Below are 13,182 nucleotides of genomic sequence, written 5' to 3'. Positions count from 1 at the left end.
AGATCTCACTCCTCTTCCGGCACCCCGCGCTTCAGCGCGGCGCGGGCGGCATCGCGATGCTCCGGCGTGATGTGGCTTGCCACCATGCGGAGCGCAGTTGCGAGCACTGCGGCGTCATCGGTGAAGCCGAGGATCGGCAGCATGTCGGGCACGAAATCGAACGGCAGGATGAAATAGGCGATTGCCCCGAGCAGCGCCGCCTGGACATGGCGCGGCGTCTGCCGGTCAAAGGCGCAGTAATAGGCGGCCAGCAGGTCCTCCGCGAAGGGCAGGCTCGCCACCACCTTCTTGAACTTGATCCAGAAACGGCGGCGCACGCTTTCGGGGTCCTGCGCCAGCCGATCGGCAGGCCCAAATCCCACGCCGGGTTCGCTCGATGTCATCGCAAGGTTCCTCGACGCCGCGCCAGTTCGGCGGCGGACGATGCGAATCTGGGGACATCGGCGGACCCGCGCAAGGTTCCACGCGCCGGAGTCAATTGACCCCAAGCTGCCTTGCGATCGCGTTCATGGCCTTGGCGAGGTCGATATCGCGCTTGGTCACCCCGCCGACATCGTGGGTCGACAGCACCACCTCGACGGTCTTGTAGACGTTTTTCCACTCGGGGTGATGGTCGCTCTTCTCGGCGACCAGGGCGGCGCGGGCCATGAACCCGAAGGCCTCGTTGAAGTCCTTGAACACGAAAGTCTTGGCGATCGCCTCGCGGCCGGACGCCTCCGACCAGCCGGCCAGTTCCCAAAGGGCGGCCTTCCTCGCTTCCGCTGACAGCCGTTCGACCATGGTAACCCTCCCGTTTGACGCCGACTTTAGCCTAACAACCGGCCTCCGGGATGGGATCCACGCCCAAATTAAGGCCGAAATCGCGTCCTATCGCCGCTGGTAACCATGACGGAGTTGTAACATCTGTCCGTTCAGTAATTTGCTACACATAGAGGATGTATGCGCGTTGGTAGTTTTGCGAGATTGAGCCCCGACGATTGTTTGCGAGATCGATGACAGACGGCTCCGCCAGCATGTCGCCCAAGCCGCTGCGTTCGGCAAAGCGGCGGCTGATGTTCGTTTTGATCGCGGGCGCGCTGGCCATCATCGGCACGTTGCTGGCCGGCTATTATTTCGCCGTGCGTCCGGTGACGCTGCGGATCGCGGTCGGTCCTGCCAACAGCGATGACGTCAAGGTCGTGCAGGCGCTGGCGCAGGCCTTCAACAACCAGCAGAACACCCAGGTCAAGCTGAGGCCGGTGCAGACCGAGGGCGCCACTGCCAGCGCCCAGACGCTGGCCGACGGCAAGGCCGATCTCGCCATCATCCGCGGCGATCTCGAGGTGCCGAAGAATGCCCAGGCGGTCGCGACCCTGCGCAAGAATGTCGTGGTGATGTGGGTTCCGCCCGCCAAGGGCAAGGTTCGGAAATCCGCGCGGATCACCAAGATCGCGCAGCTTGCCGGCCGCAAGATCGGCGTCGTCGGCCGCACCCCGGCCAATGTCAATCTGCTGAAGCTGATCCTGACGCAATACGGCGTCGACCCGATGAAGGTCGAGATCGTTCAATTCCCGGCCAATGAGGCGGCGGAAGCGATCAAGAACCTCAAGGCCGACGCCTATCTCGCCGTCGGCCCGGCCAACAGCAAGATCACGATCGATGCGATCACGGCGTCGGTCCGCGACGGCGGCGAGCCCAGCTTCCTTGCGATCGACGCCTCCGAGGCGATCGCGCAGAACCATCCGGCCTATGAGGCCGCGGAAATCCCCGCCGGCTCGCTCGGCTCCGCTGACCGGCCCGATGATGAGGTGAAGACGATCAGCTTCTCGCACCACATCGTTGCGCGGAAGGGCCTGTCGGACTCGACGGTCGCGGCATTCACGCGGCAATTGTTCGCGATCCGGCAGTCGCTCAAGACCGATTTCCCGCTCGCCGCCAAGATCGAGACGCCGGACACCGACAAGGATGCCACCATTCCGGTGCATCCGGGCGCCGCCGCGTTTGTCGACGGCGAGGAAAAAACCTTCCTCGACCGCTACAGCGACTACATCTGGTGGAGTCTGATGGCGTTCTCGGCGATGGGCTCGGCCGGTGCGTGGTTCGCCGGCTATCTCAAGCAGGACGAGCGCAACACCAACACCTCGCAGCGCGAACGCCTGCTGGAGATGCTGAAAGCCGCGCGGCACAGCGATTCGATCGAGGAACTCGACCAGATGCAGGCGGAGGCCGACGACATCCTGCGCCACACGCTGGACTGCTTCGAGCACGGCGCGATCGAGGAAGGCACGCTGACCGCGTTCAACATCGCGCTCGAGCAGCTTCATAACGCCGTCGCCGACCGCAAGGCGCTGTTGTTCAGCATGCCGCAGAATTTGCAACGGGCTGCGACGCAGTTCAGGGCGGCGGGCACGGCGTAGGGGCGCCGCCAATCTTTATCCGCAAATCCCCCTTGCCTCCCCCGCACTCAGGAAAGGGAGCCTGACAGATGCGCTTCCCTTACGTCCCGCACTCCCGCCGCTGTAATCTCTCCGTCATGGAATTTTTCTAGGTCTTGGCGCGCCTGCGGCGCATTGTCGCTGTGACCTGAGGAGGCTCCCTATGACGATCCGGTTCTCGCGAAATCTCACCCGCCGACGCTTTCTCTCCACGGCGGCTGCGGCCGGCGCCGGCGTGATTGCGATGCCCTATCTGTCGCGCGCCGCCGACCGTCCCGTGATCACCCATGGCGTGCAGTCCGGCGATGTCGGCGTCGACGGCGGCGTGGTGTGGGCGCGTGCGGACCGGCCGGCGCAGATGATGGTCGAGGTCGCGACCACTGAATCGTTCAAGGACGCCCATACACTGCCGCCGATCACGGCGCTGCCCGAGAGCGACTTCACCGCCAAGATGCTGCTGGAGAACCTGCCCTCCGGCCAGGACATCTTCTACCGCGTCCGCTTCCGCGACCTCGCCCATATCGACATCGTCGGCGAGCCGGTGGTCGGACGCTTCCGCACCGCGCCGAGCGACCGCCGCGACGTCTCCTTCGTGTGGGGCGGCGATGTCGCCGGCCAGGGCTGGGGCATCAATCCCGACGACGGCGGCATGATCACCTTCGCCGCGATGAAGAAGCACGCTCCGGATTTCCTTCTGCACTCCGGCGACACGATCTACGCCGACGGCGTGATCCCGTCCGAGGTGAAGCTTCCCGACGGCAAGATCTGGAAGAACGTCACTATACCCGAGAAGGCGAAGGTGGCCGAGACGCTCGACGAATACCGGGCCGCCCACAAGTATAACTTCCTCGACAACAACGTCCGCGCCTTCAATGCCGAGGTGCCGATCTTCGTGCAGTGGGACGATCACGAGGTGACCAACAATTGGTCGCTGTCGAAACAGCTGCCGGCGGCCTACAAGGAGCGCGACATCACCGTGCTCGCGGCGCGCGCGGCAAAGGCCTTCCACGAGATGTATCCGATGCGCGAGAGCATCGTCGAGCCGGGCCGCGTCTATCGCACGCTGAGCTACGGTCCGCATCTCGACGTCTTCATGCTCGATGAGCGCAGCTATCGCGGCCCCAACGGCCCGAACCTGCAGGAGCAGTACGGCCCCGACGCCTATTTCATCGGCCCGGACCAGATGGCCTGGCTGAAGCGCGCGCTGCTCAACTCGCGCGCCACCTGGAAGGTGATCGCCTCCGACATGCCGCTCTCGCTGATCGTCTATGACGATGCCGCCAACAAGAAGGGCTCGGAAGCCTTTGCGCAGGGCGATGGCCCGGCGCGCGGCCGCGAGCTCGAAATCGCCGACATCCTGCGTTTCATCAAGACCGCGGGAATCGTCAACACGGTGTGGCTGACCGCCGACGTGCATTACGCCGCCGCGCACTACTACAACCCGAACAAGGCCCAGTTCCAGGAGTTCGATCCGTTCTGGGAATTCGTCTCCGGCCCGCTGCATGCCGGCACGTTCGGTCCGAACGAGCTCGACAACACCTTCGGCCCCGAGGTGAAGTTCATCAAGGCGCCGGGCGAAGGCAACCAGAACCTGCCGCCGTCGGCCGGCATGCAGTTCTTCGGCCACGTCAAGATCGACGGCAAGAGCGGGCAGATGACGGTAAGCCTGCGCGACCGCGTCGACGCCGAGCTGTGGGCGATCACGCTCGACCCGAAGCCGGTCTAGTGTGCTGAATGCGAAGTTCGTGCGATTTCGCGGCAGCCACTTTCACGAACTTCGCATTCATAAAGCACACTAGAATCATAAGCTTGCTAGTGTCCTTATCGAATCCGAAGTTCGCTCCGAAGGTGCGGCAAATGATGCGAACTTCGGATTCGGGACACTAGTTCGGTCACAGCCACGACGGAACCGGACTCTTGGTCTTGACGGCCTTGCCGCCAAGGCGAGGCAACGCGATTGCCGGGGATGGACCTCCCCGGCATCTTCCGGTACCGATGTCAGAGCCGTTATGCTGGGGGCCCGGAGGGGCGGAGCATGAGGCGCTGCGAATTCTTTCGCGTGCTCAGTGGTAGCGTTGCGAGGTTTCGGCCTCGCCGCTTGTTGGTCGTCGCGATCGCAGTGTTCGCGCTGCTGCCGATCGAAGTCAGCGATGCCGGCTGGCTGCCCGATCTCTTCAGGAGCTCACCCAAGCATGCCAAGTCGCCGAAGCGCGCGAAGGCGACAAGGGCTGCCAAATTGGCAAGGCACCGCGCTCCGCCCAGGCACCGCGCCATGCGGCTGGCCGCCCTGGGGCCAGTCACCCTGCCGCTTTCGGCTCTCAAGCCGGCCGCTGCCAAATGCGATCCCGCGACGTTCCGGATCGTGCTGGATGTCGGACATACCGCGCAATCGGAAGGCGCGATCAGCGCGCGGAATGTCGCCGAGTTCACCTTCAACCTGCGCCTTGCGCGGCTGATCGAGGAGAGGTTGAAGGCCGAAGGCTTTACCGAAACCAGGCTGCTACTGACCGAAGGCAAAGCGAGACCGAGCCTCTTCAAGCGGGTCGCCGCCGCCAACAATCTGCACGCGGATCTGCTGATGTCGATCCACCATGACTCCGTGCCCAACAAGATGCTCGAGGACTGGGAGTTCGAGGGCAAGAAAAGCCACTTCAGCGACCGCTTCAGCGGCTACTCCGTGTTCGTCTCCCGGGACAATCCGGACTTCAAGACCAGCCTCCGGTTCGCCGAACTGGTCGCCGGGGAAATGAAGGCCCAGGGCCTGCATTATGCCGAGCAATACAGCCAGGCCATCATGGGTCGTTACCAGCACCCGTTGCTGAACAAGGATACCGGCGTCTACAGCAATGATGAACTCATCGTGCTGAGAAAGACCGCGATGCCCGCGATCCTGCTGGAGGCGGGCTCGATCATCAACCGGGACGAGGAACGCGAGATGGACTCGCGCGAGCGCCAAAACCTCATCAGCAGCAGCGTTGCTTCCGCCGTGAAGGAATTCTGCGAGCCGCGATGGGCGCTGCTCGGTCCACCCTGACGGCCGAGCGATCGACTCCTCCTCAGCCCGGCTTGCCCGACTTGATCTCCTTGAACTTGGCAAGCGCCTGCTCGAACTTGGCGTTGAACAGCCACATCGCATCGAGGATTTCGCGAAAGGTCGCGGATGTTCTTGCCCGGTCGGCCCGGCCGAACGCGAAGACGCTGTTGTTGCGCAGATATCGCATGATCCTGGGATCGGAAATTCTGTAGCCGACGAGGTTGCCCGATTTGAGCGCTGCCCTGGTCGGCGTGGGAATGATCTGGATCAGCTCAAAGACCTTCATCTGATCGATCGGGTCCGGCAGCGCTTTCTGGATCGCCGCGACCTGCGGGAAAAGTTCGGCGTGTGCGTTCATGAGGCCGTCCCGCACGGCGGTCCAGTGATTGAACCTGTGGTCGAGGTTGCCGACCCGCGCCTCTTCCCGGTCGTCGCGACGGCTCAGCGCAGGATCGAGCGTCGCGATCGACCCCTTGATGGCGGCCCATTTCCTTCGGCCGTCGCGATCCTCGGACGGGCCGGTCTGCAGGCTTCCTTTATAGGTGTTCGATCGTGCATTGCCCGCATTCTGCTTGCCGTTCGTCTCGGCAAAGAAGAGGCCGAGGCTGATACGGCCCGCGACGGCGGCGTCGGCGGCGTCAAGACCCTTGGCCCGCGCGATCACCGTCGCCAGATCGACCACGTCCTTGAATGGCGTATCGGATGTTTGCGCACCGGCGGGCGGCGCCTCCATGACGTCGAAGAGCTTCCGGTACTCATCGAGCAGCGGCTCCTTGTCGGCGTCGAAATAGGCCGGAGGGATTCCGAATCTGTTGGGCCTACCGATCCTGGACGGAAGCGCATCGGTGAGGTCCTTGTAGGCGCTCATCATCTCGACACGGGCCAGATAGATCGCCTGACCCGGCAAGTCGGGCAGCGGCTGATTGGCATCGATCTGCGCGCGGCGCTGGCGCAGGATCGACTCGAAGCCCTTCAGGGCTTTGTCGTAGGTCTCAAGCGCGGCCGATTGCTCGCTCGAGAGTGCGGCCGGCGTAGCGAGAGCTGGCGACACGAAGCGACCGACGACGGCCGAGCCGAACGGCGGCGCTGGCAGCAGCCCGAGAGCGAGCGCGGCTGCGGGCGCGGCAAATATCCTGACCACCATGACGCTTTCCCGAAGCGCTTGCGTCACCGAATCCGACAGGCTGGATGGTAGACGACGAACGCGCCGACGGCGAGGCCGAAGCCGGCAATGCGTCAACGTCCGTTTCGCAGCGCCGCCTCCAGCGCCTCGCTCGAGCACGGCTTGGTCAGCCGCGGTTTGTCGGCGAGCGATGCCGGCAGCCGGATGTCCGCACCATAGCCCGTGACGAACGCGAACGGCACCTTCAGCGCACCCAGCCGCTCGGCGATGGCGAACGTCTTCTCGCCCCTGACGAGGCCGACGTCGAGCAGCGCGAAATCCGGCGCGCGTTCGGCGATCAGCTCGAGCGCCCGGGCGACGTTCGTGGCGGTGCGCACCGTCCGGGCGCCGAAGCCGAGGATGGTGTCCTCGAAATAGAGCGAGATGATCGGATCGTCCTCAACCACGAGGACGTCACCGGGCGTGCCGGCATTGGGGGTGAAGTCCATGGCGTGCCAGTTTCCGTTTTTAAAGCATGGATGAAAGACCGGATCAGTCCGGCCGGATTGGCCCGCGACCGGCGCCTGAAAGCACGCCGGCTGTTCCCGAGGTGAAACCCATCACATCGCGGGCTGCCGCGTCTGTTCACTAGTGAACATAAATCCGGGAACTTTCCGATTATGGTCCGCGTTGGGTTCTCAGGATTTCCAATGATCACGAAACGGACCGAGTTGGCTGGGACGAGTGACCGGCCGTTCAACAATCTTTTGCGCCGGCTGAACGCCGCCGATTACGAACTGATCGCGCCGCACCTTGCCTTGGTCGAGGCCGCGGCCGGCGATCTGCTCTACAATCCCGGCGACGACGTCCAGACCGTGCATTTTCCATGCGGGCCAAGCCTTGCGTCCTACATGGTGCCCAATGAGGACGGCCGCGATGTCGAGACCATCCTGGTCGGTCGCGAGGGCGCGGTCGGCGGCATCGTCAGCCAGGGCTTCCTGCCGGCCTACACCCGCATCACCGTCAAGTTCGGCGGCCCGTTCGCGCGGCTGCCGGTCAGCAAGCTCGACGCCGCCAAGCTGACGTCGATCTCCGTGCGCAACATCTTCGCGCGCTATGCCGATTGTATGCTGGCGCAGATCTTTCAGTCGACCGCCTGCAATGCGATCCACTCGATCGAGCAGCGCGCGGCGAAATGGATCATCTCGGCGATGGAGCGCACCAATGGCAACGGCATGGTGCCACTCACGCATGAACAGCTCTCGACTTTGCTCGGCGTCGGCCGCAGCTACACCAGCCGCGTGATCCAGAACTTCAAGGCGGAAGGCGTGCTCGAGACGCGTCGCGGCGCGATCGTGATCCGCGACGCGGACAAGCTGCGGCAGCGCTCTTGCCTGTGCAACGACGCCGTCAAGGATCATTTCGAGGAAGTGCTGCGCGGCGTGTATCCAAGCGAGGACAACCCGCAGAACTAGCACTACTTTGGCAGATTGTGTTTTCGCCGCTGTTTTTCACGGATTTGCTTTCGGCAATATGGGCACTGCTGAGACGGCGGCCGAAGGATGAGATCGACGATGGCGTGACGTACGGCTTGCATGGTTGGCTGAGGCGGAGGCCCGTTGATTCTTTTTTTTCCGCCCCGCGTATGCGAGGCGACGATGTTGCAGGAAGGCGTAGGCAATCATTGTCATCAAGGCGTGACGATGAAGACCTTGCCATGATCGCCCTTCGAAGTGATCAAGTCCAAGTTCCTCCTTCAACTGCTGATGCGCCTGCTCACAAATCCACCGTGCCTTGATGGTGGCGGCCAGCGTGCGCAGATCCGTCGCCGCCGGAAGATTGGCCAGATAGTATTTCTTCTCCCCGGACGCACGTTGCTCGCCAATGAGCCAGGCTTCGTCGCCTGGGAGATGCTGCTGACCTTTATCCCATATCCGCTGCGGAGGGCCGTCGGCGGTCCGGACACGGAGAGCAGCAAATTGGGCTTTCAGCCGACCTTTCGTCCCGCTACGCCAACTCACGGTTTTCCATTTGGCGCTGGCGAGCATTTGTTCTGCGGCAATCGATAAGATATCGGGCACGTGGTGCTTTCGTGGTTTTCCGCGGACCTTGGTAATCGGCCAAATGAGCTTCACATCGACCGGATACACTTTCTGGTGCCGAGGGATGCCGACAGCCCAGGTCAGCCCGCGCTCTGTTAGCCCTTGTCGAAACGGTGCGCTGAGGCCGTATCCTGCATCCGCCAGCACACATCCAAAGCGCACGTTGGCTGCCATCGCGCGGTCAATCTCGGCTAGAGCAATCTCGGGCTTGGACCGTGCCGTTCGATGTTCGACTGGCACGCGAGCGCGCTTCAAACGAGATATGTCGCTTGTCCAACTGTCAGGCAGAAAGAGACGTAACGCGACCATCACGGGCACTTCGCCGCGAGCAAGCGTCAAAGACACCAGCGTTTGGCAATTTGCCGTTTTACCGAGAGCCGAGGCGTATTGAGCCGCAACACCGACCGAGCGCTCACCCTTCTTGGGAAGTGAGGTGTCATCAATAACCAGCACCGCATCCCTGCCGCCGACAAGTCGGTCCGCCTGGTTGAGCAGCTCTGTCTCCAGCGGCGTCGCGTCCCAGACACCGTCCGCAATGAAATGGTGCAACTGGTCGTAGTTGCTCGCGGCAAGGCGTTCCGCCATCGGCTGAACGCTCTTGCGATCGCCCGGACCGATCAATCCCGCAACATACAGAGGACACATCCGCTGCCGGGTCTTATGACCCAGCCGGTCCAAGAACGGCATCAGCCAGCGTTCGAGTTCGTCTTCCCATCCGGGCATGGTCAGCCCTCCAAGAGCCGACCACCCATGAATCATTGAAAAATTGATTCGGGAATCCTATAAAACGCGGCAAAATCAACAATCTGTTCGCGGTAGGGACCCCCATCACTGGGCGCCCCCCGCGCAGATCCCGGCGAGCCCAATTAAGGCACCGGGCTCCTACCTCGGGTGTTTGACGGCGAAGCGCAGCTTCGGCCATGGATGAAGGATGCGAACCTTGGGGAGCCAGTCGTCGGTGATCTGCGTTATGCGATCCCAGGTCAGACAGTTCCGCTGACTGCGCCGCCGAAGCGTACGCCTCCAGAGGTCGGTCAGATAGAACCGAAACGCATTGAGCGCTCGGCCATTCGTCGGGACAGCAAAGTACGCAAAGTGGCCGGTCACGACCTGCCTGAGCCATCTCCCCTGTGCAGGGATCGGCCAGTGCATTCGGCGCCTCAGCTCCTCCTTGATCTCGCGGAGTTTGGTTCGCATGCGGTCGCTACGGGTCTTCCGTTGAAGCTGGAAGCGCCCTTGGCGTGATTTGCCGCAGATGAATGTGAACCCCATGAACGCAAAGGTTTCCGGCTTTCCGAGTCCGCGCTGCTTACGTTGAGCCGCCGCATGGCGACCAAACTCAATCAGGCGGGTCTTGGCCGGATGGAGCGTCAGCTCGAACTCCTCCAGTCTCGCGCGCATCGCATCGAGGAAACGACGTGCGTCGTCCTCGCGCTCAAAGCCGACCACTACATCGTCCGCGTAACGCACGATGATCATGCCGCCGGAGGCCTCGCGTTGTCGCCAGCGCTTGGCCCACAGGTCGAGAGCGTAGTGTAGGTAGATGTTGCCGAGGAGCGGTGAAATCACCGAACCTTGACCCGTTCCCCTGTCATCAACGGTTACGACGCCGTCTTCGAGAATACCTGCCTTCAGCCATTTCTGGATGAGGCGGATGATGCGCTTGTCGCCGATCCTATGTTCCAAGAAGCGCGCCAGCCAAGATTGACTGACTGCGCCAAAGAAATTTTGGATGTCGGCGTCAACGATCCAGTTCACCTGCCGCGTCTCGATCGCTGTGCAGAGCGCGTCCAACGCATCATGTGGCCCTCTGCCGGGCCGAAACCCGTAGGAAAAGCCACAGAAGTCTCCTTCGTAGATGGCGTTGAGCACGATGACGGTGGCGCCCTGGACGATTTTGTCCTCGAGAGCCGCGATCGCTAACGGCCGCTGCTTGCCGTCTGCCTTTGGTATGTACGTCCGGCGAGACGGTTGCGGGCGGTATGTTCCTCGTTGGACCCGTTTGTGCAGATCGGCGAGCTGGGGCTCGAGATCTTCCTCGTAGTCCTGCCACGTCATGCCATCCACTCCGGGAGCGGCCCTACGCCTGAGCGCAAAGAACGCCGCCCGCAGTGTATCGACATTGATGTGGTGAAGGAGCGCGGTGAACCGGTCCTTCTTCCTCAGCCTTGCGGCTGCCCGTACGCGGTCCAGCGACTGGGTCATGCGAGCCCGGCCCTGTGTCCGGTGTATGCGCCGCTGTTCCGCGTTTCCCTTGGTCCCCAGCCTTGGCTCCACCCACTCCTCCGCCGGTAATCCGGCTTTGTTCGTCGGCTTCTCAGCTACTATGCCAGAGTCAGACTTCTCCGTGTCGTGCATCAGCGGCTACGGCTCCTCGCCTTCCCGCTGCGGACCATATCCTCGGAGGAGGAAGGTGGCCGACCCGGAGATATCCCGGTTCCCGTACAAGGAGCTTCCATGCATGCCAGGGTCTACGACCACGCCGGGCTGGACGGGTGCTCGCGTTTGCGCACTCGCCCATGTTGCCTTCCGCTCTTTGGACAGCGTCGACGCCCGGGATAACACTGTTTCGCGGCTCAATGGCTGGCCTGCATGCTCCCCTACCGACGCTTCGCCGACCCCCTCGCGGAGGCCTGCGCACGGCTCGGGGCCGATGTGGTTCGCTACACCTTCATCGCAATGGACTTTCACCATCTACTCCTTGCCGGTCTCCCGGCGCACCCAAAGTAGTGCTAGGGTGTGTACTCATTATTCGTCGCATCCGCCATGCTTCCGGAAGCCGACGCTGAACCCGACATCGCCTTAGGGATTCGTCCTATCGCCCCAACCCCGCGCGCTTAATGAGCGCTTAACGCTTTTGCGCAACAGATAGGATTACCAGCGCGGAATTAGTCCTAGTTATGAGTGCGAGCCGAGCTCCCGAGGAGGGGAATCGGATGGGACTGCTTTTTGTCGGAGCGCTGGCAGGAATCCTGATCGGCTTTGGCTGGTTCGCGCCTTCCCGAGGGGATTTCCTTGGGTGTGAGTCAAGACCCTGTTTCGACAAGGTTGCAGTCGCCCGACCCACAGAGCCAGTGCCGGCGGCGTTAGCGCCTGCGCCTGCGCCTGCGCCTGCGCCTGCGATCGTCAAATCGAATTCTGCAACCCCGGCAAGATCCGGCAGGAGACCATCATCGAAGAAACACGGACCGGCCGACCTCGCCAAGGCGGCGTCCCCGCGGACGAGGATCAACGTCCCGACACCCGAACACGCCGCGGACGCAGCAGATCCTGTCCTCACCAAAGCGAAGGTCACGATTGCAGTGCAGATAGAGGATCCGGGATCGGCCGAATTCAGCGACATGAAGCGCGCCATGCGAAAGAACACGTTCGGACGCGCCGTGGATACGATTTGCGGGCGCGTGAAAGGAAGAAGTGCGTCGGGCGGAGAGACTGGAGGGAGGCCGTTTCTGTATCTTGTGAAGGAGGATGAAGCGTATGTCGTCGACGGCAAGTCAGGGTCGGCGGCGTCAACGGCGTATCGAAATATCTGCAAATAGGGGATGCGTCGACCGCGCCACGGCGCGCGTCCAAATGATTTGAGCGGAAAGAATTTCCCACCGAGGCGCCAGGCTATCCCGCAATGGATGCGATCCTGATGTCGGGGCTGCGCGTGATGATGCATTCAGGATGAATGCCGCAACGGTAAATGCGCAATACGGATCGATGGGACTGTCGCAGAAATTCTTTTCATTCCGAGGAAATCATGGACGACATAACCTCAAAACGGCTCAATGGAGCGCTTCACGTACCGGTTCTGGTGATCATCGAGCCGCACCTGTTGCCCCGCACATGTATTCTCAACGTCCTCAGGCGGGAATTGGCCGACTTCGAGATCCTCGACATGGCAACGGTCCGAGGCCTGGACTGCATGTCAACCCGCGACGTTCGTCTGGTGCTGCTGAGCATCGCGGACAAGCCCATCGGCGATCCCTCGGTCGAGGACGATCTCGCCTTCGTGGCCGAGCACTGTCCCAATGCCGCCGTCGCAATCCTGTCAAACCATGACGACGAGCCGACCGCGCAAGCCGCGATGCAGCGGGGTGTTCGCGGCTTTCTTCCCACCTCGCTACCAATCGAGGTCGTCATAGCCGGCCTGCGCCTTGTTCTTGTCGGCGGCGTCTACAGGCCGTTGCCGGTCGCCGAGATGAACAGGATGCCGGGTTTCGATCCGCCGGACGCGCGCGGGCTTGCGTCCGCATATCTGATGAACGAGGCAGCCAGGGCGGCCATCGACAGGAGCGGTCTCACGCCTCGAGAGCAGCACGTTCTCGCGGAATTGGAGCTCGGCCTGCCCAACAAGCTGATCGCAGCCAAATTGAAGCTCTCGGAAAGCACCGTCAAAATGCACATTCAGCATATCATGAGGAAATGTGCCGCTCACAATCGCACGGAAGCGGTCCTCCGCTGGCGCGGCCGGTCGCTCGCGCAGAATCGCGATCACGACCCGGGCACAGCCCCAATGCCGGAGACCTAGTCACGCTGAGCGGG

Annotated in this window: 12 protein-coding genes; 6 read left to right on the top strand and 6 right to left on the bottom strand. The window is 62.5% G+C overall.

Going from position 1 to position 13,182, the window contains the following annotated elements; translation table 11 throughout:
- Positions 1-5: 5 nt before the first annotated feature.
- Complete coding sequence (locus J2R80_RS07215; protein WP_057021296.1) at positions 6-383, bottom strand: YkvA family protein; 378 nt, start codon at positions 381-383, stop codon at positions 6-8.
- Positions 384-474: 91 nt separating this feature from the next.
- Complete coding sequence (locus J2R80_RS07210; RefSeq protein WP_057021297.1) at positions 475-780, bottom strand: 4a-hydroxytetrahydrobiopterin dehydratase; 306 nt, start codon at positions 778-780, stop codon at positions 475-477.
- A 212-nt stretch (positions 781-992) separates the two neighbouring features.
- Here J2R80_RS07210 and J2R80_RS07205 point away from each other — a divergent pair, with 212 nt between their 5' ends.
- The 3 genes from J2R80_RS07205 (at position 993) to J2R80_RS07195 (ending at position 5,448) form a co-directional block, all read left to right on the top strand.
- Positions 993-2,396, top strand: coding sequence for a TAXI family TRAP transporter solute-binding subunit (locus J2R80_RS07205; protein ID WP_229160558.1), 1,404 nt, complete (start codon positions 993-995; stop codon positions 2,394-2,396).
- A gap of 181 nt (positions 2,397-2,577) precedes the next feature.
- The gene (locus tag J2R80_RS07200) at positions 2,578-4,140 is read left to right on the top strand and encodes an alkaline phosphatase (RefSeq protein WP_057021298.1); all 1,563 of its coding nucleotides are present in this window, start codon (positions 2,578-2,580) and stop codon (positions 4,138-4,140) included.
- A gap of 375 nt (positions 4,141-4,515) precedes the next feature.
- Positions 4,516-5,448, top strand: a complete 933-nt coding sequence (locus tag J2R80_RS07195; RefSeq protein WP_253640944.1) for an N-acetylmuramoyl-L-alanine amidase — start codon at positions 4,516-4,518, stop codon at positions 5,446-5,448.
- Positions 5,449-5,470: 22 nt separating this feature from the next.
- Here the strand turns inward: J2R80_RS07195 and J2R80_RS07190 are convergent, their stop codons facing one another.
- Positions 5,471-6,592, bottom strand: coding sequence for a hypothetical protein (locus tag J2R80_RS07190; RefSeq protein WP_253638278.1), 1,122 nt, complete (start codon positions 6,590-6,592; stop codon positions 5,471-5,473).
- A gap of 92 nt (positions 6,593-6,684) precedes the next feature.
- Positions 6,685-7,059 (bottom strand): response regulator, encoded by a 375-nt coding sequence (locus J2R80_RS07185; RefSeq protein ID WP_253638277.1) that lies wholly within the window; start codon positions 7,057-7,059, stop codon positions 6,685-6,687.
- Positions 7,060-7,260: 201 nt separating this feature from the next.
- Here J2R80_RS07185 and J2R80_RS07180 point away from each other — a divergent pair, with 201 nt between their 5' ends.
- Complete coding sequence (locus J2R80_RS07180) at positions 7,261-8,025, top strand: Crp/Fnr family transcriptional regulator (RefSeq protein ID WP_057021301.1); 765 nt, start codon at positions 7,261-7,263, stop codon at positions 8,023-8,025.
- Positions 8,026-8,061: 36 nt separating this feature from the next.
- Here J2R80_RS07180 and J2R80_RS07175 read toward each other — a convergent pair whose 3' ends face one another.
- Together J2R80_RS07175 and ltrA are read right to left on the bottom strand one after the other, a co-directional pair.
- A complete protein-coding gene (locus J2R80_RS07175; RefSeq protein ID WP_076828966.1) occupies positions 8,062-9,411 on the bottom strand; it encodes an IS701 family transposase in 1,350 nt (449 codons plus the stop codon).
- Between the two features lie 123 nt (positions 9,412-9,534).
- Positions 9,535-11,010 (bottom strand): group II intron reverse transcriptase/maturase, encoded by a 1,476-nt coding sequence (ltrA, locus tag J2R80_RS07170; RefSeq protein WP_253637902.1) that lies wholly within the window; start codon positions 11,008-11,010, stop codon positions 9,535-9,537.
- Positions 11,011-11,588: 578 nt separating this feature from the next.
- Between ltrA and J2R80_RS07165 the strand changes: the two genes are divergently transcribed.
- Positions 11,589-12,191: a hypothetical protein gene (locus J2R80_RS07165; RefSeq protein WP_253638276.1), complete on the top strand. Its 603-nt coding sequence runs from the start codon at positions 11,589-11,591 to the stop codon at positions 12,189-12,191.
- A gap of 206 nt (positions 12,192-12,397) precedes the next feature.
- Positions 12,398-13,168: a response regulator transcription factor gene (locus tag J2R80_RS07160; RefSeq protein WP_057021302.1), complete on the top strand. Its 771-nt coding sequence runs from the start codon at positions 12,398-12,400 to the stop codon at positions 13,166-13,168.
- The last annotated feature ends 14 nt before the right edge of the window (positions 13,169-13,182 follow it).

This window comes from Bradyrhizobium sp. USDA 4541 (assembly GCF_024171085.1).
GTDB classification, from domain to species: Bacteria; Pseudomonadota; Alphaproteobacteria; order Rhizobiales; family Xanthobacteraceae; genus Bradyrhizobium; species Bradyrhizobium australafricanum.
The sequence above is the reverse complement of the archived record's forward strand: the minus strand, read 5'-3'. Positions and strand labels throughout refer to the sequence as shown.

What these genes read in the sequence shown, in the direction of transcription:
- J2R80_RS07210 (WP_057021297.1), bottom strand. Translation starts at nt 780, where the DNA reads ATGGTCGAACGGCTGTCAGCGGAAGCGAGGAAGGCCGCCCTTTGGGAA.
- ltrA (WP_253637902.1), bottom strand. Translation starts at nt 11,010, where the DNA reads ATGCACGACACGGAGAAGTCTGACTCTGGCATAGTAGCTGAGAAGCCG.
- J2R80_RS07175 (WP_076828966.1), bottom strand. Translation starts at nt 9,411, where the DNA reads ATGATTCATGGGTGGTCGGCTCTTGGAGGGCTGACCATGCCCGGATGG.
- J2R80_RS07200 (WP_057021298.1), top strand. Translation starts at nt 2,578, where the DNA reads ATGACGATCCGGTTCTCGCGAAATCTCACCCGCCGACGCTTTCTCTCC.
- J2R80_RS07205 (WP_229160558.1), top strand. Translation starts at nt 993, where the DNA reads ATGACAGACGGCTCCGCCAGCATGTCGCCCAAGCCGCTGCGTTCGGCA.
- J2R80_RS07165 (WP_253638276.1), top strand. Translation starts at nt 11,589, where the DNA reads ATGGGACTGCTTTTTGTCGGAGCGCTGGCAGGAATCCTGATCGGCTTT.
- J2R80_RS07160 (WP_057021302.1), top strand. Translation starts at nt 12,398, where the DNA reads ATGGACGACATAACCTCAAAACGGCTCAATGGAGCGCTTCACGTACCG.
- J2R80_RS07215 (WP_057021296.1), bottom strand. Translation starts at nt 383, where the DNA reads ATGACATCGAGCGAACCCGGCGTGGGATTTGGGCCTGCCGATCGGCTG.
- J2R80_RS07180 (WP_057021301.1), top strand. Translation starts at nt 7,261, where the DNA reads ATGATCACGAAACGGACCGAGTTGGCTGGGACGAGTGACCGGCCGTTC.
- J2R80_RS07190 (WP_253638278.1), bottom strand. Translation starts at nt 6,592, where the DNA reads ATGGTGGTCAGGATATTTGCCGCGCCCGCAGCCGCGCTCGCTCTCGGG.
- J2R80_RS07185 (WP_253638277.1), bottom strand. Translation starts at nt 7,059, where the DNA reads ATGGACTTCACCCCCAATGCCGGCACGCCCGGTGACGTCCTCGTGGTT.